The organism is Pseudoalteromonas sp. SR44-5 (genome assembly GCF_014163675.1).
GTDB classification, from domain to species: Bacteria; Pseudomonadota; Gammaproteobacteria; order Enterobacterales; family Alteromonadaceae; genus Pseudoalteromonas; species Pseudoalteromonas rhizosphaerae.
This window is the reverse complement of record NZ_JACJDT010000012.1, coordinates 32,495-54,624: the sequence shown is the minus strand read 5'-3', so window position 1 is coordinate 54,624 and position 22,130 is coordinate 32,495. Positions and strand designations below refer to the sequence as shown.

Here is a 22,130-nt window from a genome sequence, read left to right as displayed (position 1 = left end):
TGTTGTCCCTTTATGATTATTATTATGAAATGAGTATACCTAAGCACTCAGGAAATACGATCTTTCAGAATTTTAAGTTTCTTGAATAGTTAGACGTGAGATGTAAGTGAAAAGGTTTAAATGACATGAAATTATTTTTAACAAAAAACGGCTAACTTATCAGCTAGCCGTTTTATCAAGTGGTTTTATAACGTTGCTTCTGGGGGATCTTCTTCGGGCCCTTCAGTGGTTTTTTCCGGTACTTTATATGACCAGCCTAAAAAGGTAATTTTAGATCCACCATTAGAGCCACCACCTGAAGTCATGTTTTTTAATGCAACATCGTATCTCGTTTCACCATTACCGCAATTTGATACGCTGCCTCCGCGGATAGAACCGGTATAACGAGCTCCAGCATCAACTCTAACATCAGTTAAGGGAGAATAAATTGTCGCGAACATATCAGCGTTAGAGGCGATATAAATACCAAATTTATCACTTGCGCCATCTTTCTTTTTACATGACAAAGCACCATCGCCAGATTTATACCCTGAAAAAATATTCAACGCATATGCATCTGAAGGTGTTAACTTTACAACAGTTTGTTCAACAACGGGGCTCTTTCGAATATGTATTTTCCCCATTACATAAAGGCTTAGACTCACCCCTTTATGTATTTTAAAATGAGACTCTCCACTGCCAGTAATTGAAAAATCACCTGCAATATAAATGCCGATTTTCTGATTGCTATCGCCAGCTAACAATGCATCTAAGCTGCCACCATTTATAGTTAAATCATTAAAAAAGTACATATTTTCTTGTTTAGCACCTAACACGTTAGCGTCTTTTGCAAGGTATTCAGTAACCGTTCCATTATTAGTAAAAATAGCTTTATCTTCGTTAATTTGAATTTTTTTCGTATTTTTAGTTAAAAGTAAATCAGGGAAAGGTCCAAATGCATTTAATTCGCTTAAAGTACTAATATTCAATGGATCGCATTTATCTTTCGCATATGTAGGTATGCTATCTGGATCATCGGGATCTAAACCTGCAACATTAGGTACTTTCAAACCTTCAACATAAGCGCTGCTTGATAAAGTTTTTACTACAGAATTATTAGTATAACTAGCAGAGCTTAGTAAGCTGCCACCATAAAGGATATCAGCAAGCTCAGCATTACTCTGGTTTACATGAACACCATGATTTAAGGTTAAGTCTTTTTCAGTGCGAACATAGCCGTTCACCGTCATATCTTTAAGTTGGATGTTTCCATTGGCAAAAATATTACCATTGATTTTTGTATTCCATGCACTTGTTCCTGACGGGAAGCGAATATCTTTATTTGCCCATAAATCCCCTTCAACAGATTGTGAAGAACTTACAACAATAGAACCTGTAGAGGCTACGCTTCCCTTAATTGTTCCTGTACCACTTAATGTTACATCTGCATTGTGAACTGTAGTTCTCACATCAGCATCATTACCAACATACGTTGCATCAGTAGAGTCATAGCTAGTTATTTTCCCCGATCCCCCCAATGACACACCGCGACAACCAATGATTGCATCTGAGTAAGGAGTCAGACTATTTCCGGGCGTAAATCCAAACCGTGCGACTAAATTACTTTGTGCATCACCACCATAACGCTCACCCAAGCTGATGATTTCTAGCTCTCCAGCAGCATTTTTACTAATAGTGGCATTATAAGTTGCATCTTCGCCAATCAAACCGCGCCCTGATGCTGTGCCTGTCGCTGCGATCAAGCCATCGATATCTAAGCTTTTATCATCTGAAAAAGCTTGCTGTAATAACTTTGCTTCTTCGAAAATACCTTTTTCAGCGAGTAACCGGCTATTTATTTTCTTTTGAAAATTGCCACTCATACGCTCTTGAATAATATTTTCACGCAATGAATTAAGTACCACAATACTCGCCATACTGGTGAGGATAAGTACTGTTACAAGCGTAAAACCACTTTGTTTTTTAGCCATTACACACCACCAAAAGCATTGTTTAAAATAACATTAGAAACCGCAATATCAATGGCAATAGTGTCTTCAAATTGCGCAGGTAAGTTCTCTGGGCCAACATAAATAGTGACAATGTTATTATCAATTGCAAAACTCAACCGGGCGACTCCCGTCAATAACCGCTCTGCTGGAGCAGCTCCTAATGTACACATTAAATTATTGCCTACTAGGCTATAAACTTCATTTATATCAGCTGTTGATACACTGCCATTACAGGTGATAACCCCAGCTGGCTGAGTAACAGTAATTGCCGAGCCATCTGCTGCAACCAAAGGTGCGCTTGGTGTTTGTTTAATGCTACGCGTAAAAACCTTACTTGTGTAACGTATTACTTCTTGCGCATTTTCAAGCTCTTTACTAACTGAAATAGTGCCTTTAATAGCTGAGTATGAAAGGCTAACTCCAGCTAGTAGGAATGAACCAGCGGCTAGAGCCACCATCAGTTCTACAAGGGTATAACCTCGCGGACGATAAATTGCCATCATCAAATACACCCAACTGGTAGCTCAGGGTAACTAGCATTTAAGGTAATTTGATTTTCTAATTGAGCAGGGTCTTGTTGCTTGATCCGCTCATCAGCCCATGAAACTGTGATTTGCATATCATGCGCATACGCCGCAGGTAAGCTCAGCTGATAATCATCGATTTGCGGGTCTAAAGAGGCACGAAAGTTAGCATCCGTGAATAAAGCCGGATTCGTCGTTTGTAACTCACACAAGCGAGGCCAAATACGCTCTAACGTATTTTGCCCTTGCACCAACGATACAGTGTAATTAAAACTGTTAGTGGCATATTGTAGCGATTTGAGCTGAGCTGCTGCCAACCCTAATAAAGCAATACCGGCGATAACAACTGACAGCATCACTTCTAATAATGAAAAGCCACTTTGTTTAATCATTATGCACACGCCACTGATTTTTCAGCTAACCAATTTTGGCCACTTTTTAAAATGCACAAGTAATAATCTACCGTTTTATCATTGTCATCTTTAATTAAAATCTCGCTCGCCGCAGAGATTTCGCCACTTGACCACACGGTACGATCAACTAAACCAACTGTTACACCATCATGTTGGATGACGAATTCTTTTAATACTGTATCAACACCATCAACAGCTGCTGTTACCTGCCATTTATCGCCACTTACCACTAGCTTAATCTCACGATTACGTTTTACCGCCTCACTGCGCGCATATTTATACACACTATTGAGCTGATTTGCGGTGGTAACAACCCGATCTTGCATGATTTGCTGGCTAAAAGAAGGAAACGCTAATACCGCCATAATCGCAACGATCCCAACCACAGTCATCAACTCCACTAATGTAAAACCGGCTGTTCTAGTCATTGTTACTCCCAGCAACTATTAGCATCAGCTGATTGTGTGCCATCATGCTTAATCACTAATGCACCACAGCGATCTCCTGCTTGGGCAGAACCGATTTTTGGGGTTGCAGTTAATGTAAATGCACGACTTTTAAAATTAGCATCAGCTGCAGCGCCACTAACGCGGTTTAGCGCTGTATAAGTAAAAGTATAAAAATCTGTATTTTTTGCCGTATCAAAAGCATTTGGATAACCACCATTACGCGAATAAATACGCTCTAATACTGCACCATGTTGCAACATTACTTGTTGAATATCGGCACGGCGACTACGCTCCATATGCTCAATATATGAAGGCATAGCTACACTGTATAAAATACCTAGAATAGCTACGACTATTAATAACTCGATTAATGTGAAACCAGAAAAAAGCTTCGTACTTCTCATTATCTGCTCTTTCAATTTTTACATCCTTAACACTATGCCCAGTGCACAAACAATATACAGTGACAGCGCTGTCACTGTCAACAATCTGTAATATAATTACAATGTCGCTACATTTTAATAGGTATAAATAATTAGTTTTTACTTTAGATCAAACAATACCAGATAAAAAACCTAAAAAAGGGACTTTAATCAATATTTATGTGGAAAATGATATGCTAGCTAGTGATATGGATGATAATAATAAACAAAAAAGCCGTGCTTTTCAGCACGGCTTTTTTCGCTTAATTAAAAATTAAGCTTCAGCGATTACGATTACTTTGATAGTAGCCGTTACTTCTGAATGAACTGCGATTGATACGTCAAATTCGCCAGTCTCACGGATAGTACCTAGAGGTAAACGAACTTCTGACTTAGCAACTTCAACACCAACAGCTGAGATAGCGTCAGCGATGTCGCGAGTACCGATAGAACCGAATAACTTACCTTCGTCACCGGCTTTAGATACTAATGTAACTTCAGCTAATGCTTCAAGCTTATCAGCGCGTGCTTGTGCAGCAACAAGCTGGTCAGCGATTTTCGCTTCAAGCTCAGCACGACGTGCGTCAAAAGTTTCAACGTTAGCTTTAGTTGCAGGAACTGCCTTACCTTGTGGGAAAAGGAAGTTACGTGCGAAGCCAGATTTAACTACAACCTGGTCACCTAGGCCACCTAGGTTAGCGATCTTATCTAGTAGAATAACTTGCATGTTTCTACACCTTTTAAAAACGTGTTAATCCGCTGCTTACTTATGTAAGTCAGTGTATGGAAGAAGGGCTAAGTAGCGAGCACGCTTAATAGCAGTTGCTAGCTGGCGCTGGTATTTAGCGCTAGTACCTGTAATACGGCTAGGTACGATTTTGCCACTTTCTGTAACATAGTTTCTAAGAGTAGCTAGATCTTTATAATCGATTTGTTGTACGCCTTCCGCTTTAAAGCGGCAGAACTTACGACGTCTGAAATAACGTGCCATGAGATAAATTCCTCAAATAATTCTTTCTATATGCTGAGCATGCAAAACCAATTGGCTAAGGCCGTTACGACCTTCGTGACGATTTAAAAAACCGCTCACTTGCAATGCCTGCCCAACGTGCAAATGTTGAGTCTGTTGTTGCATTTGCTTACCGCTGGCAACCACTTGAAGCCTGACATAACTATTACGGTTAAGGTCTGCTTCAACTTGCATTGATTTATGTTCTACAACAAAAATACAATGCGGGATACCAGCAGGGCTTTGGCTAATCTTAGGTGTTTTACAAACAACCCCAGAAATAACCAGCTGATTCATAAAAGGACTGACCATATGGTTTACCTTAAAATTCTCGCTGATCAAGCGCCATGCTTGGACTCAAAACAATTAAGCAGCTGGTGCTTCTTTCTTCTCTTCTCTTACAAGAGGAGATGCTTCAGTTACAGCGTCTTTAGTACGCATAACTAAGTTACGAAGCACTGCATCGTTGTAGCGGAAAGTAGTTTCTAGCTCGCTGATTACTTCAGTAGGTGCTTCAACGTTCATAAGAACATAATGAGCTTTATGAAGCTTGTTGATTGGGTATGCCAATTGACGGCGGCCCCAGTCTTCAAGACGGTGGATAACACCACCAGCTTCAGTGATAGAACCAGTATAACGTTCGATCATACCAGAAACTTGCTCACTCTGATCTGGGTGAACCATGAATACGATTTCGTAATGACGCATGGATATTCCTTACGGTTAATAGAGCCTTCTACCGTTTCAGCCGGTCGGTTTAAGGCAAGGAATTAATATTAAATAGGCCGAAATGAGCGCGCATTTTACGCTTAGTCGGAAAATTAAGCAAGTAGGTTTTATAAGTTCGGTAATAAACAAATTTGCTTATTCAACTAAACAGTTTTTAATAGCTAAAAAACATTTACATGTTATAAGTTCTTTTGCAGAAAAGAGCTTACTTCTGAGAACAATATTTTTTGGCTTTCTAAATCATCAAAAAAATGCGTGCCATCTTTAATTTCTACATATTTGACGTCAACGTGGTTTTTAGCCTTACTATAAAAAATGCTCGATTGCCTATAGTCAACTCGGGTATCGTTATCACCATGAATAAGTAGTACCGGGGCTTTAATTTTGTCAACCATATTAATGACTGATACATCAGCTAACGCCTTTACGGCATTACTATCTGTCATATCAACAATATTACCTAAATAAGACCCTTGCCTACTTTCATCTTCAACAAAAGTTTCAAGATCAGATACGCCTGAAGCACTAATTATACACTTAAAACGATAAGGTTCTTGAGCTGCCGCCGTTAATGCCACATAACCTCCATAACTTGAGCCATAAATACACGCATTGCCTTTTTTAGCTAAACCAGAATCAATTGCCCAATCCATCGCATCGTAAACATCTTGTTGCATACGCTTACCCCACTGATAATAACCAGCAGTTTCAAATTGACTACCAAAACCCGCTGAACCTCTAAAGTTAACTTGTAGCACCCCATAACCCAAACTAACTAGATACTGTAACTCTTTATTAAAATACTTATAGTCCCTTGCATTAGGCCCACCATGAGGCATAACAATTAATGGTGGCTGTTTAGCACCTTTTGGCTGGGTATAATAGCCTGAAACATCCATACCATCACTGGCTTTAAAATTATAGTTTTGGACAGAACTGAATTCTTTTGATGCCAAATATGGATATTGAGAGAGCCAAACACCACCTTTTTTAGTTTTTAAATCAAAGTAGTAATAGACTGGAGTACTACTGTCACTTACCACATATGCTAATAACCGATTATGGTCACGATTTCGACTGGCAATTGTTACTTGTTTATCTTTAAATAAGTTACCGACTGCTTGCTCTTGTTGAGCATCTTTTTCTGAAAAATAAAAGGTTTGATAAAAGTCATCATAGTAACCAACTCCAATCAAATCACCTTCGCTATTTCTTATAGTATTACTTAAATCATAACTTTCATGACTATAAACTAGTGATTCAAATTCTCCTGAAGCGATATCATATAACCACAGCGCTTCACGGCCTAGCTCTCTGTCTGACATTACATAGGCTTTAGTACCGTCAGTCGTAAGTGCCTCTATACTAAATGTGTTATCTTCACCCCAAGTGTGAGTATGTATTTTTTCTAACTCATCTTCTTTTTTTGCACGATACCATACTGAGGCTGTAAATTTATCGTCTTTTTCTTCTACAGCAATGCCTAAGCGTACCACTCCTTTATTATCAGCATACCAGCTACTAATGCCGTCTTTATTGCGCTGTATTTTTTCAAATTGAGAATCACCTAAATTAACTCGAAAAACAGAATATGCACTATCGTTTTCATCGTAAGTAGACACCAGTGCATAATCGGTTTCGTGTTTCAGTGATGATACTAATCTAAAACTTTGATATTTATAAAAACGACTTTCTGAAAAGCGTTTCGTAGTCAGTACTTTGTGTTCACCTGTTGTCACATCAAAAGCATATAATCGAGAAATACGTAAAAACTGACCATAACTATATTCAGGGTAGCTGGTTGAAACAATTACATACTTGTCACCAGACCAACGTATAAAATCAATACGATCTCGTTTTTTTTTCATACGAGCAAGAATATTTAATTCAATACTTGGAAATTTTGTAATGCTAACGGTTGGCCCATCATCAGTATTATAAACCGTTGCTATCATCTCTCCATTTGGCGATATTTGTGGTTGCTCGACTATTGGCAAGTGAGCATAAGCGTCCCATGGATTTTCTTTTGCGTAAGTTAATGTAGAGATAAAAGCAAAGCATATGAATATAGCTCTAAACATGATTAATCCTTAATTTATATTATTTTAATTATTACGACATTAACATTAACAATAACAACAACACTAACACTATAACAATTTACATTTAAAGATTTGAATTAATAAAGCTTTAACGTTGGACTCTTTAAAATAGGAAAAATAAAGGAAAATAAAAAAGCTGCTATGTAAAAAGCAGCGTTTAAACTTTTATTTTGAACAATTATTACTAAGCTTGTGTCGCATTTCTCTGACGCAGTACTTCAAACAAACAAATACCTGTGGCAACCGATACATTTAAACTTGATACAGTACCTGCCATTGGGATTTTAACTAACACATCACAATGTTCGCGCGTTAAGCGGCGCATACCTTCGCCTTCAGCGCCCATAACAATCGCCATAGGCCCGGTCAGATTGGCATCAAATACATGAACATCGGTTTCGCCAGCAGTACCAACAACCCAAACACCGGCATCTTTAATTTCACGTAAAGTACGGGCAAGATTGGTGACTTGGATCAGCGGTACTGTCTCAGCTGCACCACAGGCAACTTTACGTGCTGTGCCATTTAGTTTTGCTGATTTATCTTTTGGCACAATAATGGCGTGAACACCGGCAGCGTCAGCACTACGTAAGCAAGCACCTAAATTATGCGGATCTGTTATGCCATCGAGAACCAGTAAAAATGGCGTTTCTTCACGCGCAATGATTGCATCTAAATCTTTTTCATTGAAAGTAGGAGCTGCGATAACATTAGCAATAATGCCTTGATGCTGTTCACCCTTTGATTTGTTATCAAGGGCTTTGCGCTGCATAAACTGCACTGATATACCAAATTTACGCGCTTCTTCAATAATTGGAGATAAGCGTTTATCATCACGTCCTTTTAGGGCATAAATTTCAATAAAACGCTCAGGCTCACTTGCGAAAATTGCTTCAACAGAGTGAAAGCCAAAAATTAATTCATTACTCACGTATCACTTGCTCCTGAACTCTTACTTTTACGGGCATTTTTGCCGGGTCTTTTCGGCTTTTTCACGGCCTTTCTCTTTGGTTTTTTTGCAGTAGTTGTAGTGCCAGCATCCGCTGATTTTCCTGCAGGCTTCTTTTTGCCTCTACTGGCACTGTTTTTTTTTGGCTTTGGTTTTCCCTGATCAGAACGACCGCTAAGTTCACCTGACTCTTTCGCGTCAGCTTTTTTACCTGGTATTTTGCCACGTTTTAGCTGCGAACGAACACTTGCCGGCTGATGCCCTTTTGCATCAGCACGACGACGGGCGTATCTATCTTGTGCAACATCGCCACTGAGCGTTAAATTGATGCGACGCTCATCTAAGCTTACCGATGCAACCTGAACCGTGACTTTATCGCCTAAACGATGAACTTTACGAGAATGCTCACCAATCAAGCAATGTTTAGCGCCATCATATTGAAAATACTCATCGCCTAAATTAGTGACATGGATAAGGCCATCAATTTGTAAATCAGCTAAGCGAATAAACAAACCAAAGTTAGTAACCGATGAGATCACTCCTTCAAATTCGTCGCCCACATGATCTTGCATGTATTCACATTTCAGCCAATCAGCTACTTCACGGGTTGCATCATCTGCACGACGCTCCGTATTTGAACACTGCTCGCCCAATTGCGCGACTTCTTCGTCACTATAAACATACGCACCCGACGTAACCATACCTTGGGCTTTCAAAATGCCTTTAATCGCACGATGTACGACTAAATCTGGGTAACGACGAATTGGCGAGGTGAAATGTGCATATTCACCTAATGACAAACCAAAGTGACCGATGTTTTCAGCTTGATATACTGCCTGCTTCATCGAACGCAGTAGCATAGTTTGGATAAGTTCAGCATCAGGGCGGTCGCCAAGCTTGGCTAACACATGGGTAATTTCTTTTGGTGTTGGCTCATCACTGAGTGTTGATTCAATACCCAACTCTGATAAAAACTGTCTAAAGTTAGCCAGTTTTTCTCCATCTGGTTCAGCATGAACACGATAAAGCGCGCTGGCTTCGTGTTTTTCAAGCATTTTAGCCGCAGACACATTGGCTAAAATCATACATTCTTCAATCAGCTTGTGGGCGTCATTACGCAGCACCGGCACTATTGATTCAATCTTACGCTGAGCGTTAAATACAAAGCGTGTTTCAAGGGTTTCAAACTCAATCGCTCCGCGCTCTTGGCGGGCAGCTTTTAATGCCATATACATTTGCTGTAAATCAGTTAAATGTGGCACGACCGGTGCGTATTCAGTACGTAACTTCTCATCACCTTGTAAGATAGCGTTTACTTTGGTGTAGGTTAAGCGCGCATGCGAATTCATCACCGCTTCGTAAAAACGATAGCCTGATAGTTTACCTTCAGCCGATACCAGCATTTCTGCGACCATACATAAACGGTCAACTTTTGGATTTAATGAACACAAGCCATTGGACAATACTTTTGGCAGCATAGGAATAACTTGCTCAGGGAAATACACTGAGTTACCACGTTCGATTGCCTCGGCGTTAAGTGGGGTATTCATTGCGACATAATGGGATACATCAGCAATCGCTACCCATAACCGCCAACCACCCGATTCAACAGGCTCACAATACACCGCATCATCAAAATCGCGAGCATCTTCACCATCAATCGTAACCAATGGTAAATCACGTAAATCGACTCGATTTTGCTTGTCACCTTCTTCGACAAACTCACCTAAGTGTTCAACCTGCTTTTCAACCGCTTCTGGCCATACATGCGGGATATCGTGATTACGCAGTGCCACTTCAATTTCCATACCAGGGGCTAAATGCTCACCCAGTACATCAATGATTTTCCCTACCGCATTCATATTACGATTAGGGTTTTGGGTAATTTGCACTTGCACCATTTGGTTGTGACGTGCGCCGTTTTCACTGCCCGGCAAAATAATAATATCTTGGGTGATACGTGGATCTTCCGCCACCACCACTGCTATGCCGTGCTCAACAAAATAGCGACCTACAATTGGTGCTCGCTCGCCAGTCAGCACTTTAATAATACGCGCATCGCACTTGCCGCCGGAGCCTCGTTTGGTGCCTTTAGCCAGTACTATGTCGCCATGCAGCACCGAACTCATTTGATGCTTGGCAATAAACCAGTCTTTACTTTCGCCTTCGACTTCTAAAAAGCCAAACCCGTCACGGTGACCGATTACTTTGCCTTTAACAAGCCCAGCTTCATCAATTAAGGCGTAGCATTTAAATTTATTAAAGAACAGTTGACCATCACGCTCCATGGCACGTAAACGACGCTTAAAAGCAATTTGACGCTCATCATCGTTTACCGCTAACTCCTCACATAATTGATGAAAATTAGCAGGCTTGGCACGGTCTTTTATATGAGTAAGTATAAACTCACGACTTGGGACAGGGTTTTCGTACTTTTCTTGTTCTCGACTGAGATTAGGATCTTGGTTTGACATTCACTATCTTGTTAATTGGTTATGATGTTATTTTAACCCATAACCGATCAATGAGACAGGCAAAAGCTATGAAACTTTTAAGAAAGCGCTTTTACTTGCTTTAAACAGCTTATTACGGCGTTATAACCAACCTTTTTGTTTGGCTATACGCGCTGCATCTACTCGGTTTATGGCATTTAATTTAGCAATAGCGTCTGATAAGTAATTACGTACCGTGCCCTCGCTTAAGTATAACCTTGCGGCAATATCGGCTGTTTTCAACCCTTCACTTGCGAGTTGTAATGCTTTTCGTTCTTTATCTGTCAGCGGATCAGTATCATCTAATGCGTTAATAGCAAGCTCAGGATCAATAACCTTTTGCCCGTGCATTACTTTTTTAAGCGCGCTAATTAATTCATCGCTCGGGGCTTCTTTTAAAATAAAGCCCTTAACGCCAGCACTTAAAGAACGCCTAATGTAACCCGCTCGCGAAAAGGTGGTCATAATAACTATTTTTATAGCAGGGTATTTTGATGCAATTTGCTCACTGAGTTCGATGCCGTTCATGCTAGGCATTTCGATATCGGTTAAAATAATATCAGGAAGAGAGTTACTGTCTAGCATGTTTATGGCTGTTAATGCATCTTGCCCGTTACTTGCTTGACCAATTACCTCAATATTAAAATCTAGACTTAATAATGCTGCGATTGCGTCGCGCACAAGCCCCTGATCTTCTACTAAATACACCTTGATCATTAGAACCCCTTCGCTGTTAAAGGCAGCATTACATTTAAACTAAAGTTATCCTCACAGGTAAATGTAGCCTTACCATCTAGCTGCTCTGCTCGTTCTTTAATGCCATTTAAGCCATTTCCAGGTTTTATTGAGCTACATGGTGCATGATCAATCACATTGATTATTAACTGCTGCTGATTTTGCGCTATGCTAACGATGCATTTCTTGGTGCTGCTATGGCGTAGTAAGTTAGTAACAGCTTCCTTAATAATAAGACTTGCGATACCTTCTACTTTTGCAGGTAACACATTTAACTTGACGTTAAAATCCGCCTCAAAACCTTGTTCGGTTAACCTTTGTTTCAATTGGGAAATTTGACTCGCAAGATTGAGCTGTTTTAAATCACTGACAGCACTTCTCACATCACTCAATAGCTGCCTTGCAAGCTCTGCAACTTGGGCAATTTCAGTATTTGCTTGTGTGTAACGCTCACCTTGATTTAATTTATTAGCAAGCTCTGCTTTTAAAGCAATTGATGAAAGAGAATGACCTAAAATATCATGTAAATCGCGAGCAATACGCTCGCGTTCAGCAATTGCTGCTAATTGCTCTAATTGCGTGGCGTTTTCTTGCTCGCGGATTTTATATTGCTGCTCTCTTTTTGCAGCTATACCGTAGCTAAATAAGGCCGCACATAAAATTAAAGATATAGCGAGAAAGTATTCTACTTTTGCAATATCGCCAATATATGCACTTAATAGAACAGTTAAAATGACCACTAACGCTGAAAAAATTCGTTGCAGTTTACTATATGCATAACCGACAATATAGGCAACGAAACCAAATAATGTCGGTGTGCCCGAGGTATAAAAAGTAGCACTAAAACAAACTAACAACATAGCAATAACTAACTTAGTAGTATCGGTATCTTGGCAATTTATTGCTTTTATATAGAGCATAATAAAAGCAATATATAAAGCTAAGGACATAAAAATGTTGTTTGCGGTTAAATTTGCAAAGTTAATCATAATTGGCAACAAATAAAAGCCAGTAAAAATTAAATGTCCATACTTCCAAAACCCTTTATCGATTTGCTCAGCAACCGTGTCAAGTGAACTCATACTAATACCCCAAGTGTATCGTTTTATTTATAATTATGTTTTTACTAAATAACACAAAAACACATAACAGCATAAAGTAACCGGCGTAAGTAATACTAAAACTATATATTTCAAAAAAATCGCTGATATATAAACTGATTAAAATTAAAGCATTCATAATTACCTCCAGTTGAATGTGATAACTATGCCAGCCGCTAAAAAAAATAAGAGTGTAAAATGTCATCAACTTTGCTGACATTTGTCATGTTTTAAAAATTTCACCTTATTATGAGCAGTGATAAGATAGTAAAAAATAGCAGAGCGAATTTACATGCAACCCCAACAACAAAGTTTAATTTATTTACATATTGCGGTATTACTTTTTGGTGGCACAGCACTATTTGCCAAATTAATAAATCTCAACGCATTAGATATCACCGTGTACCGCGCAGCCATCGCGGGTCTGGCTATTATGATATTGCTGTTATGGCAAAAAAAAGCAATTAAACTCAGCGGTGCTAAAGATTACTTAATTGCTTTGTTGTTAGGGGCTGCTGTAGGTATACATTGGGTCACCTACTTTGCTGGTATGCAAATGGCTGGGATTGCGGTTGGCATGATTGCATTTTTTACTTACCCTGTGATCACCGTATTTATTGAACCATTCTTTAATGGTAGTAAGCCCAAAGTAAACGATTTGCTCAGCGCAAGTGTAGTAATAACAGGGATCTATTTACTGACACCAAATGCAGATATGGGTAATGATGTCACCTTAGGCGTGGTAACCGGTGTTATTTCAGCATTTTTTTTCGCGTTTAGAAATATTGTTCATAAGCGATACTTTAGCCACTACGGTGGGCCACAAACTATGTTTTATCAAACATTAGTGGCTAGCTTGTTATTATGTGCTTTTATTGAAGTACCAGTGATTAATATATCGAACCAAGATCTAGGGTTATTGCTCGTCGCTGGCGTAATTTTTACTGCAACTCCGCACTCTTTATTTGCGGCAAGTTTACAGTATTTATCAGCATCAACAGCGGGACTTATTTCTTGTTTACAGCCTTTATATGGCACATTTTTAGCTTTTTTGCTGTTGCATGAACAACCTTCACTACAGACCCTGCTTGGCGGTGCTTTAGTGATTAGTGCAGCATTTTACGAAACATGGTCAGTTACTCGGAAACACACATTATGATAAAAGTTTTTGCTCATCGGGGCGCCAGTGGCACTTATCCAGAAAATACCCAGAGTGCGATAACCGCAGCAGTCGAAATTGAAGTCGATGGTATTGAAGTCGATGTACAAAGCTGTTTGGATGATTACATGATCATCCATGATACTTGGCTAGATCGCACCACCAGCGGCCGCGGCAAAATAAATAAACTTACCCGAGAGCAAATTCAATGTTTTGATGCCGGCAATGGCGAATTTGTCCCAACCCTACAGCAAACTATTGATTGGACAGCCAATAAAGTGCTCTTAAACCTTGAGTTAAAACACACTTTCTCGTTGGATAAATTTGTTGAGCTGATTGAGTTAAATATCGTTAATAACAAACTATCTCAGGATATGCTGTTAGTCTCTTCATTTGATCATCATCAATTAATGTGGCTTAAACAGAAACTACCTTGGCTAAAAATTGGCGCGTTAACGGGCTCCATTCCTATCAACTATGCCGAATTTGCCCAGCGCTTACAGGCGTTTAGTATTCATGTTGATAAAAACTTTATTAACCATGAGTTTGTCGCGGATGCCAAACAACGCGGCTTACAAGTTTATGCGTACACGGTTGATAAACAAGAAGATATTGAGTTAATGCTGAGTTTTGGTGTCGACGGAATTTTTACTAATTATCCATGCAACACGAAAATGATTTTAAACTCACTGTAGTTATCAAAAATAGCTGCCGTTCATCCTATATTCTTGAATTAAAGTGAATTTGAACGATACTGAGTAAAACAATACAACAGCCGAGCGGGCAATTGATGAGTGGGTATATGCGTATTTATAATTTTATAGAACAAAGCTTCTTTTTTACTTTAACCCGAAAGATTGTTGGCAACCTTAGCTTTGTATTTATTTTCCAAGCTATTACTTTGATTTGGTTATATAAAAGTCTAACTACGCAAGACGCAGACACTAGCCTATTTTGGTTACTCACGGTGATTATTATTGCCGGCTTTGCCTTTACACTCTTTTACATGCGCTTTCTGATCGTGCGCCCAGTTACGGCAATGCGCGATACATTAATAAAAATTAACCGCCAAGATGCAAACTTAGCAGCTAAACTCCCCCACTTTACCTATGATGAATTTCGTGAGATCAGCCAACAGTACAATACCTTTACTGATCATCTAAGCCAATTGCTCGCTACCACTTACCAAAGTTCGCAGGCCAGCGCACAAAGTAATAATCAAGTGACTGAGTCAATGCAACATACGGCGCAGCTAAGCGAACAACAAATTGATTTTAGCCAAACAATAACCGCAGCCAGTAATCAAATAACTGATAGTCTGCAAAGTATCGTTACCAATACCGATGATGTTCATCAAGTAAACGCAGAGCATTTAAACTTTGTTACACACTCTGCACAAGAACTCACAAAACTAGTCACTCAAGTTAAATCGATTAGTCATGTATTGAGCAGTTTTTCAGAAACGATTTCTGGCTTAAAACAAAACAGCGAGAATATTCGTAGCATCCTGAAAATGGTTGAAGAGTTTTCAGATCAAACTAATTTGTTGGCGCTCAATGCTGCAATAGAAGCCGCTCGTGCGGGTGAAGCAGGTCGTGGTTTTGCGGTTGTAGCAGATGAAGTAAGAACTTTATCGGTTAAAGTAAGTGATGCAACTCGCCAGATCAGCGATTTCATCAACCAAATGGATTCTTTAGTAAATCAAACAAATAAAGAATCTGAGCAACTTGTCAGTTATTCACATAATGCAGAAACAACCATTAGTAATACATCCCATGGATTTACCGATCGGCTTGTTGAATTTGAACACAATCAACAACAATTACAGCAAATTGTAAGCGCTGTGCACTTACTCGAACAGACACAAAATCAAACCCATCAATCAGTTGAACAAATCGTTGCATTAGGCAGCCAAGCAAAAGCACAAATTGATGTAGCGCTAGGTGATTGTCAACTATCACAACAACTAAGTGAGCAAACTCAGCAGCAGTTAAAGCGTTTTGTCTAAGTACAAGCGTTTTAACTGCGCTGTAAATGTGTTAAATTACGCCGTTATTTTTTCTTAATGATGTACCCATGTGAGTAGCTCAATATCCGATCACACGCAGTTAGCCCTTGATATAAAACAGTGGGGTAAAGAACTAGGCTTTGCTGAAGTTGGCATCACTGACATTGATTTAAGTAAACACGAAGCACAATTACAGCGCTGGCTTGATTTAGGCTATCACGGCGATATGGAATATATGGCCGCTCATGGTATGAAACGCGCTCGCCCTGCGGAGCTAGTCCCAGGTACTGTGCGGGTTATATCTGTAAAAATGAATTACCTGCCCCCTGATGCAAGCTTTGCTAAAACCCTCAAAAATACCGATAAAGCGTATATTAGTCGTTATGCGTTAGGGCGTGATTATCATAAACTGATGCGTAATCGATTAAAAAAATTAGGTCAAAAAATTGAGCTGCAAATCGCTCAATTAGGTTATCGGCCATTTGTTGATTCAGCACCAGTATTAGAACGTCAACTTGCTGAAAAAGCAGGTTTAGGCTGGCGTGGAAAACACAGCTTGCTAATCAATAAAGAAGCCGGTTCTTGGTTCTTTTTGGGTGAGTTATTTGTTGATATCCCTTTACCAATTGATAAGCCCAATGAGTTTGAGGGATGTGGAAAGTGCGTTGCCTGCATTACTTTATGCCCTACCGGCGCAATTGTAGAGCCTTACGTGGTGGATGCACGCAAGTGTATTTCTTATCTTACTATTGAGCTGCAAGGACCAATCCCTGAGCAATATCGCTCACTATTAGGTAATCGCGTTTACGGCTGTGATGATTGCCAATTAGTTTGCCCATGGAACCGCTACGGGCAAATTACCGATGAAGCCGACTTTCACCCACGAACACAACTAAAAGATAAAGATTTACTTGATTTATTTAGTTGGGATGAAGCCACCTTTTTAAAAAATACCGAAGGCAGTCCGATCCGTCGAATTGGTCATCAGCGCTGGCTACGAAATATTGCTGTAGGTTTAGGTAATGCGCAATTTAGCCAATCGATCGTTGACGCACTCAGTGCCAGCTATGATCAATCAACCGAGTTGGTAAAAGAACATATAGAGTGGGCGCTTAAGCAACAACACTCAAAACAAGATAAGTTGCTAAGAAAAACCGCCCGTTTGATACGTATCGTAGAAAAGGGCTTACCAAGAGATGCGTAGCTTCACACCCCTTGATTATTTACTATTACTTTTTCAATAAGATAGACAGGTCTTGCTCAATTTCATGAAAAGCTGCTTTTACCCCCTGTACAGACTCTTCACGGGCAACTGATTTTTGAATTGCTTGATCTACCTTCTGATAAATAAACACTTCTTGATCTTCGTCTAGCCCCATTGATGGGATCCGCTCTTCTAACTCTTCTTGTAAACGCTTGAACACCGCTTCATTACTCTGACGGTTTTCATTTAACAGCTCAATTAAGCCATGAAACTTGCTATTAACCATAGTAATTGCATCATTTAGCTTTGTTTGCTGCGACTGTAAAGCTTCACGGGTCATGATTGCGCGTAGCTGTTGCTCCGTGACACTGACAATAAAGCACACATGATCTCGGATCCGGCCATGCTTATCAGGATCGTGATCTGGCATATTTAAAATCAATAAACTAATTAATTCATAATTAACTAAGATACGATGGGAAAATTCATGTAGCCGCCCCTTATTTTTGAGCATATCAAACAATTCAATTACAATCGGCGAACACGTTCCATTTAGGGCAAAGTGGTCAGGAGCATCAATATTAGCTCTAAACTCAACATTACTTTGTAAATCAAACGATCTTAAACAATGAACTAAGGCTTCACCCAGCGCTTTAGTATTGTTAATCATACCAATGCTCTCAATATAATTAACTATTTGCCCCATTTCACTACTGTTAGCCATGGCATTAAATGCAGTGGATGTGGCTTCTTCAACTTGCTGTTCTAACGATTCTTTTTCAATCAGTACTTGGTTAAGAATTTTCAGTTTCGATTTAAGTTCGTCCTGTCCAAATGGCTTAACAATATAATCTTCTGCACCGACTGCATACCCTTCCATCCGCTCTTCGACAGTGCCTCTGGCTGATACGAACATCACGATAATATTTGCAGTTCTGGGATTGGCCTTTAGTTTTCTACATACTTCATAACCATTCATTTGTGGCATACTCACGTCGAGTAAGATTACTTGCGGCGCAAACTCTTCCACTGTGCTGAGGCACTCAGGACCACTGCTAACCATCTTTAATTCAAAATCAAGATCCAACAATATCTCTTCTATAATTTCTAAATTAAAAGGCTCGTCATCAACAGCTAATATTCTCGTTAAAGGCATAATTATCATCCATTTCATAATTCATATTAATAGTTTAGTCATAAAAAAAACTCTTACCAGTCAAGCTAAGTAATTTCTTCTTGAGTAGCAGAAATTTTTATTTCTAATGGCAGAGCTATACGAATCGTCGTGCCTCCTGAGCTGTTGTTATGAGCAGAAATAACACCTTTATGTAATGATACAAATTCACGACACAGAGCTAAGCCAAGCCCCGTTCCGCCAGCACCATTATTGGTTTTACTACTTTGTACAAATTTTGAGAACACATGTTCAAGCTCATCATCGGGGATCCCTATACCACTATCAATCACTTCAATAATTGCCTGCTCTTGCTGCTTAATTAAAACGACTTCAATACAGCTATGCGGATCACTAAACTTCAACGCATTGCCGAGGATATTGCGTAATAATTGATTTACTTGCTCTTCATCACAGTCAATTATAAGAGGCGGTTTTTGTGGTAAGTACTTCACTTCAATATCTTTTTCCATAGCAGTACCTGACACATCATCAATACTGGTTTTAATAATATTATTAAGATTGTGTGGGCGAGGATTAAAAGGGAATTTACCAACATCGAGTTTAGATAAGTCGAGTAAATTATTAAGTAATGAGAGCAGCCGCTCGCCACTACACTCAATACGAGATAAATATTTCTGTAGCTTTTCAACTGAAATATCACCTCTGCCGAGTTTATCTAAACCAAAGCGGGCAAAACTTAATATTGAATGCATTGGAGTGCGTAATTCATGGGACATGTTAGCAAGAAACTCTGATTTACTGTGATTTGCTGCCTCAGCGATATTTTTAGCGTCTTCAAGCTGTGATGTTCGGGCACGTACTTGCTCTTCAAGCATATCTTTTGCTTCGAGTAATAGCTCCTCTTTGAGCTTAAGGTGAGTAACGTTTTTAAAAATAACCGCAAGTGCAATATCACCATGATGATCTATCTCATTGAATGAACCAACTAATGGAATGGCATCTTCGCCTTCCATTGGCAGATACACGTCACAACTAAATTGACGATTTTTATTTAACGTCGCTATTTTTTCTTTGATTTGCTCAACAGACGTTGCATCCAATAAAGTAAATACTGAGCTGCTTTTCAGTGCTTTTGCCGATAATCGAAATAGTTTAGAGCAAGCATCGTTTGCTTCAATCACTTCACCATTGCGCTCAAATAACATAATCGCATCAGGTGTGTGCTTATAAATGACACGTAACAAGCTATCTTTTTCAATAAGTGCATCAACGGTATCTTGTAGGCGTTCAACTAATTCAGTGTTATGACGTTTTAATAACTCCGTTTGCCAAAGTTTATGCACCGATTGCAGTAACATATTTTCATTAATTGGTTTAACTAGTACGTCTTCCACCCCTTGGCGAATAGCTTCAATCATCGACACTTGATTTGGTTTTGAGGTAAATAGTAAACAACGACATTGCGGATATAATACTTTGAGGGCGGCAAATACTTCTAAACCAGATCCATCAGGCAAGCTAAAATCGCTCAATAGCAGATCAATTTCATGTCCTTGTGTTTGGCTAATCGCAGAGCTAATACTATTAGCTGTAATCGTTTTAATATGAGCACCTAATAGACTATTTGCTATTTTTTCAAGCCGCTGCGGAATATGGTCAACCAACAATACCGTTGGTAATACTAAAACACTATCGGAGCCAAGCTCTAACACACTCTCTAATAAGGTGCTGATCTCTTTATTCGCGAAGAAGGGATAAATCACCAGAGCATTTGGCGCCAGTCGATTAAGCTCACTAAATAAAGATAGTTGTTCGCTGTTTTCAACTTTAGGTGCAAGCAGTAAAAAGCGCTCTTGACTGACCTGTGTTACTAAAAAACTTGCGGTAGCCACTGGAACACCATGTGCAATAGTCACTAAATCATAAGAACTAAACGCAGTACATTCCTGTAGCATTGAAAAGTGGATCAATTCAACTTCACAGCCAATCAATTCAAGCAATACTTTTATCCGCATCGCTAAAATACTATTGCTATCAACGATCAATATTTTCCGCACAGCTTTGACTCCGCTTTTCATCAACTTAACATGATAAAAGCGTAGTCTAAGTTTTCTGCATTAACACCATCTAAAGGATTATTTTTAGTCGTATATCTACCCTAAATGCTTACCTAAGATAGTTAAGCTGTAGTGATTGTCGTCCATAATAGCCACATTAGGTAACTTTCCCCATTGTTGATAACCAAAGCGCTCGAACAATTTAATACTCGGTATATTATGACTAAATATAAATGCTAGTAGCACTTTAATTTTTAATGGCTTAGCTTGCTCTTGGGCAAAAGTAAGTAAGCGTTTGCCAAGCCCTTGGCCTTGTGCAAATGCGGTAATATAGATACTGATTTCTACCGTTCCATCATAGGCTGGACGACCATAAAAAGATTTATAACTAAGCCAAGCTATCACCTTCGAGTCTTGCTCATAAACGTAAATAGGCCGCTGCTCGGTATGGCTATTAAACCAACTTTGCTTGTCTGCTATGCTTACTTGTTCAGTGTCGGCTGTAACCATTCTACTTGCTATTGTTTCATTATAAATTGCAACTATGGCGGCTAAATCATTACTATTTGCTAATCGTATTGTCATTTTGTTTTTAGCGGTTGTTGATCACTTCATTGCATAGTAACGTATGAGTTAAAGTCACACTACTGCAAAATAAACGGTAGACTGCCATCCAGGGTGATCAGCCACAACAAGTTAAGGAATCGGTATGTTTAAAAAATTATTATTATGCTGCGCAATACTCAGTTGTAGTGTTTATGCACAGCCAGAGCAAACAAGCCAACAGCAGGTTGAGGATACGTCATGTGATGATTTCACTAATGTTACTATGCGCAAACTTCGCTCCAAAGAGAGTATTAATTTATGTCAATTCAAGAATAAACCCTTATTGATCGTCAACACGGCAAGCAACTGCGGTTTTACGCCACAGTTTGAAGGTCTTGAAGCGCTATATCAAAAATACCAAGATCAAGGTTTAGTGATACTGGGATTTCCTTCTGATGATTTTTTCCAAGAAGAAGATGACGAAAAAGCCACCGCTAAAGTCTGTTTTGTAAATTACGGTGTGACCTTCCCGATGTTTGCCACCAGCGAAGTCAGAGGTAGTGATGCCAATGCTATATTTAAGCATTTAAATGCCCAAACGAGTTCGCCAAATTGGAACTTTTATAAATACCTTGTATCTGCAGATCGCAAACAGGTTGAACGTTTTAATAGCAAAACCAAGCCAGATTCAGACAAGTTAGTTAAAGCAATAGAACAAGCAATTTCAGATATTTAATTTTATACTGGTACAAGTAGTTATTATTGAACTAGAATAACGTAAGATTTGATTAAAAAAACACCACCTTGAAACGGGAGATTTTATGACAGTGGCAAGTGCAAGACACATATTAGTAGACAGCGAAGCGCAGTGCTTAGATTTAAAAACCAAGATTGAACAAGGCGAAGATTTTGCTGAGTTAGCTAAGGCACATTCAAACTGCCCTTCAGGTCAGGATGGCGGTGCATTAGGTGAGTTTGGTCCTGGTATGATGGTTCCTGAATTTGATAAAGTGGTTTTTTCAGCACCGATTAATCAAGTACAAGGTCCTGTGCAAACTCAGTTTGGCTACCACTTACTTGAAGTGACTAGTCGTACAGAATAA

General features: G+C 39.3%; 23 protein-coding genes. 6 read left to right on the top strand and 17 right to left on the bottom strand.

Translation table 11 applies throughout. The features are described 5' to 3' along the window. Window positions 1–185: 185 nt before the first annotated feature. The 14 genes from H5154_RS09015 to H5154_RS08950 form a co-directional block, all read right to left on the bottom strand. Complete coding sequence (locus H5154_RS09015) at window positions 186–1,970, bottom strand: hypothetical protein (RefSeq protein WP_182718068.1); 1,785 nt, start codon at window positions 1,968–1,970, stop codon at window positions 186–188. Beyond that, on the bottom strand, window positions 1,970–2,494 hold the full coding sequence (locus H5154_RS09010) for a PilW family protein (RefSeq protein WP_182718067.1): 525 nt from the start codon (window positions 2,492–2,494) through the stop codon (window positions 1,970–1,972). Before H5154_RS09010 ends, H5154_RS09015 begins: the two co-directional genes overlap by 1 nt. Further along, window positions 2,494–2,907 (bottom strand): prepilin-type N-terminal cleavage/methylation domain-containing protein, encoded by a 414-nt coding sequence (locus H5154_RS09005; protein ID WP_145236995.1) that lies wholly within the window; start codon window positions 2,905–2,907, stop codon window positions 2,494–2,496. Before H5154_RS09005 ends, H5154_RS09010 begins: the two co-directional genes overlap by 1 nt. Beyond that, window positions 2,907–3,356 carry a GspH/FimT family pseudopilin gene (locus tag H5154_RS09000; RefSeq protein WP_182718066.1) on the bottom strand — a complete coding sequence of 150 codons (450 nt, stop codon included), beginning with the start codon at window positions 3,354–3,356 and terminating at the stop codon, window positions 2,907–2,909. The genes H5154_RS09005 and H5154_RS09000 overlap by 1 nt, the downstream gene beginning before the upstream one ends. Window positions 3,357–3,358: 2 nt before the next feature. Continuing rightward, window positions 3,359–3,781 carry a type IV pilin protein gene (locus H5154_RS08995; RefSeq protein ID WP_182718065.1) on the bottom strand — a complete coding sequence of 141 codons (423 nt, stop codon included), beginning with the start codon at window positions 3,779–3,781 and terminating at the stop codon, window positions 3,359–3,361. 292 nt (window positions 3,782–4,073) lie between these two features. After that, entirely contained in the window at window positions 4,074–4,526 is a 453-nt protein-coding gene (rplI, locus tag H5154_RS08990; RefSeq protein ID WP_145236982.1) for a 50S ribosomal protein L9, read from the bottom strand. 36 nt (window positions 4,527–4,562) lie between these two features. Beyond that, complete coding sequence (gene rpsR, locus H5154_RS08985) at window positions 4,563–4,790, bottom strand: 30S ribosomal protein S18 (RefSeq protein WP_002962753.1); 228 nt, start codon at window positions 4,788–4,790, stop codon at window positions 4,563–4,565. Window positions 4,791–4,802: 12 nt separating this feature from the next. Next, window positions 4,803–5,120, bottom strand: a complete 318-nt coding sequence (gene priB, locus H5154_RS08980) for a primosomal replication protein N (protein WP_182718064.1) — start codon at window positions 5,118–5,120, stop codon at window positions 4,803–4,805. 54 nt (window positions 5,121–5,174) lie between these two features. Then, the gene (gene rpsF, locus H5154_RS08975; RefSeq protein WP_145236974.1) at window positions 5,175–5,516 is read right to left on the bottom strand and encodes a 30S ribosomal protein S6; all 342 of its coding nucleotides are present in this window, start codon (window positions 5,514–5,516) and stop codon (window positions 5,175–5,177) included. 200 nt (window positions 5,517–5,716) lie between these two features. Further along, complete coding sequence (locus H5154_RS08970) at window positions 5,717–7,618, bottom strand: S9 family peptidase (protein ID WP_259398482.1); 1,902 nt, start codon at window positions 7,616–7,618, stop codon at window positions 5,717–5,719. A gap of 205 nt (window positions 7,619–7,823) precedes the next feature. Then, entirely contained in the window at window positions 7,824–8,570 is a 747-nt protein-coding gene (gene rlmB, locus H5154_RS08965) for a 23S rRNA (guanosine(2251)-2'-O)-methyltransferase RlmB (protein WP_064667888.1), read from the bottom strand. Then, on the bottom strand, window positions 8,567–11,062 hold the full coding sequence (rnr, locus tag H5154_RS08960; RefSeq protein ID WP_182718063.1) for a ribonuclease R: 2,496 nt from the start codon (window positions 11,060–11,062) through the stop codon (window positions 8,567–8,569). Before rnr ends, rlmB begins: the two co-directional genes overlap by 4 nt. 120 nt (window positions 11,063–11,182) lie before the next feature. Then, entirely contained in the window at window positions 11,183–11,797 is a 615-nt protein-coding gene (locus tag H5154_RS08955) for a DNA-binding response regulator (RefSeq protein WP_182718062.1), read from the bottom strand. Continuing rightward, the gene (locus H5154_RS08950; RefSeq protein ID WP_182718061.1) at window positions 11,797–12,897 is read right to left on the bottom strand and encodes a sensor histidine kinase; all 1,101 of its coding nucleotides are present in this window, start codon (window positions 12,895–12,897) and stop codon (window positions 11,797–11,799) included. Before H5154_RS08950 ends, H5154_RS08955 begins: the two co-directional genes overlap by 1 nt. Before the next feature lie 310 nt (window positions 12,898–13,207). Between H5154_RS08950 and H5154_RS08945 the strand changes: the two genes are divergently transcribed. From H5154_RS08945 to queG, 4 genes are all read left to right on the top strand, one after another. After that, complete coding sequence (locus tag H5154_RS08945) at window positions 13,208–14,074, top strand: DMT family transporter (protein WP_149980630.1); 867 nt, start codon at window positions 13,208–13,210, stop codon at window positions 14,072–14,074. Beyond that, complete coding sequence (locus tag H5154_RS08940) at window positions 14,071–14,769, top strand: glycerophosphodiester phosphodiesterase family protein (RefSeq protein ID WP_145236954.1); 699 nt, start codon at window positions 14,071–14,073, stop codon at window positions 14,767–14,769. Before H5154_RS08945 ends, H5154_RS08940 begins: the two co-directional genes overlap by 4 nt. Window positions 14,770–14,864: 95 nt before the next feature. Then, the gene (locus H5154_RS08935) at window positions 14,865–16,082 is read left to right on the top strand and encodes a methyl-accepting chemotaxis protein (RefSeq protein WP_182718060.1); all 1,218 of its coding nucleotides are present in this window, start codon (window positions 14,865–14,867) and stop codon (window positions 16,080–16,082) included. A gap of 70 nt (window positions 16,083–16,152) precedes the next feature. Continuing rightward, window positions 16,153–17,286, top strand: coding sequence for a tRNA epoxyqueuosine(34) reductase QueG (gene queG / locus H5154_RS08930; protein WP_182718059.1), 1,134 nt, complete (start codon window positions 16,153–16,155; stop codon window positions 17,284–17,286). A 25-nt stretch (window positions 17,287–17,311) separates the two neighbouring features. Here the strand turns inward: queG and H5154_RS08925 are convergent, their stop codons facing one another. The 3 genes from H5154_RS08925 to H5154_RS08915 all read right to left on the bottom strand — a co-directional run bounded on the left by H5154_RS08925 (window position 17,312) and on the right by H5154_RS08915 (window position 21,066). Continuing rightward, complete coding sequence (locus H5154_RS08925; RefSeq protein ID WP_145236944.1) at window positions 17,312–18,442, bottom strand: PleD family two-component system response regulator; 1,131 nt, start codon at window positions 18,440–18,442, stop codon at window positions 17,312–17,314. A 65-nt stretch (window positions 18,443–18,507) separates the two neighbouring features. Next, window positions 18,508–20,502, bottom strand: coding sequence for an ATP-binding protein (locus H5154_RS08920; RefSeq protein WP_145236941.1), 1,995 nt, complete (start codon window positions 20,500–20,502; stop codon window positions 18,508–18,510). 75 nt (window positions 20,503–20,577) lie between these two features. Further along, complete coding sequence (locus H5154_RS08915) at window positions 20,578–21,066, bottom strand: GNAT family N-acetyltransferase (RefSeq protein WP_145236938.1); 489 nt, start codon at window positions 21,064–21,066, stop codon at window positions 20,578–20,580. A 124-nt stretch (window positions 21,067–21,190) separates the two neighbouring features. Here H5154_RS08915 and H5154_RS08910 point away from each other — a divergent pair, with 124 nt between their 5' ends. Both H5154_RS08910 and H5154_RS08905 read left to right on the top strand, forming a co-directional pair. Further along, a complete protein-coding gene (locus H5154_RS08910; protein WP_145236935.1) occupies window positions 21,191–21,763 on the top strand; it encodes a glutathione peroxidase in 573 nt (190 codons plus the stop codon). 85 nt (window positions 21,764–21,848) lie between these two features. After that, the gene (locus H5154_RS08905) at window positions 21,849–22,130 is read left to right on the top strand and encodes a peptidylprolyl isomerase (RefSeq protein WP_145236931.1); all 282 of its coding nucleotides are present in this window, start codon (window positions 21,849–21,851) and stop codon (window positions 22,128–22,130) included.

Bases quoted from the DNA above. Each gene is read 5' to 3' on its own strand.
- H5154_RS09010 (WP_182718067.1), bottom strand. From the start codon at position 2,494: ATGATGGCAATTTATCGTCCGCGAGGTTATACCCTTGTAGAACTGATG.
- H5154_RS09005 (WP_145236995.1), bottom strand. From the start codon at position 2,907: ATGATTAAACAAAGTGGCTTTTCATTATTAGAAGTGATGCTGTCAGTT.
- H5154_RS08915 (WP_145236938.1), bottom strand. From the start codon at position 21,066: ATGACAATACGATTAGCAAATAGTAATGATTTAGCCGCCATAGTTGCA.
- H5154_RS08945 (WP_149980630.1), top strand. From the start codon at position 13,208: ATGCAACCCCAACAACAAAGTTTAATTTATTTACATATTGCGGTATTA.
- H5154_RS08905 (WP_145236931.1), top strand. From the start codon at position 21,849: ATGACAGTGGCAAGTGCAAGACACATATTAGTAGACAGCGAAGCGCAG.
- H5154_RS08950 (WP_182718061.1), bottom strand. From the start codon at position 12,897: ATGAGTTCACTTGACACGGTTGCTGAGCAAATCGATAAAGGGTTTTGG.
- rnr (WP_182718063.1), bottom strand. From the start codon at position 11,062: ATGTCAAACCAAGATCCTAATCTCAGTCGAGAACAAGAAAAGTACGAA.
- H5154_RS08910 (WP_145236935.1), top strand. From the start codon at position 21,191: ATGTTTAAAAAATTATTATTATGCTGCGCAATACTCAGTTGTAGTGTT.
- H5154_RS08925 (WP_145236944.1), bottom strand. From the start codon at position 18,442: ATGCCTTTAACGAGAATATTAGCTGTTGATGACGAGCCTTTTAATTTA.
- H5154_RS08920 (WP_145236941.1), bottom strand. From the start codon at position 20,502: ATGAAAAGCGGAGTCAAAGCTGTGCGGAAAATATTGATCGTTGATAGC.
- H5154_RS08940 (WP_145236954.1), top strand. From the start codon at position 14,071: ATGATAAAAGTTTTTGCTCATCGGGGCGCCAGTGGCACTTATCCAGAA.
- rpsF (WP_145236974.1), bottom strand. From the start codon at position 5,516: ATGCGTCATTACGAAATCGTATTCATGGTTCACCCAGATCAGAGTGAG.
- priB (WP_182718064.1), bottom strand. From the start codon at position 5,120: ATGGTCAGTCCTTTTATGAATCAGCTGGTTATTTCTGGGGTTGTTTGT.
- H5154_RS09000 (WP_182718066.1), bottom strand. From the start codon at position 3,356: ATGACTAGAACAGCCGGTTTTACATTAGTGGAGTTGATGACTGTGGTT.
- H5154_RS08935 (WP_182718060.1), top strand. From the start codon at position 14,865: ATGAGTGGGTATATGCGTATTTATAATTTTATAGAACAAAGCTTCTTT.
- rpsR (WP_002962753.1), bottom strand. From the start codon at position 4,790: ATGGCACGTTATTTCAGACGTCGTAAGTTCTGCCGCTTTAAAGCGGAA.
- rplI (WP_145236982.1), bottom strand. From the start codon at position 4,526: ATGCAAGTTATTCTACTAGATAAGATCGCTAACCTAGGTGGCCTAGGT.
- H5154_RS08995 (WP_182718065.1), bottom strand. From the start codon at position 3,781: ATGAGAAGTACGAAGCTTTTTTCTGGTTTCACATTAATCGAGTTATTA.
- H5154_RS08955 (WP_182718062.1), bottom strand. From the start codon at position 11,797: ATGATCAAGGTGTATTTAGTAGAAGATCAGGGGCTTGTGCGCGACGCA.
- H5154_RS08970 (WP_259398482.1), bottom strand. From the start codon at position 7,618: ATGTTTAGAGCTATATTCATATGCTTTGCTTTTATCTCTACATTAACT.
- H5154_RS09015 (WP_182718068.1), bottom strand. From the start codon at position 1,970: ATGGCTAAAAAACAAAGTGGTTTTACGCTTGTAACAGTACTTATCCTC.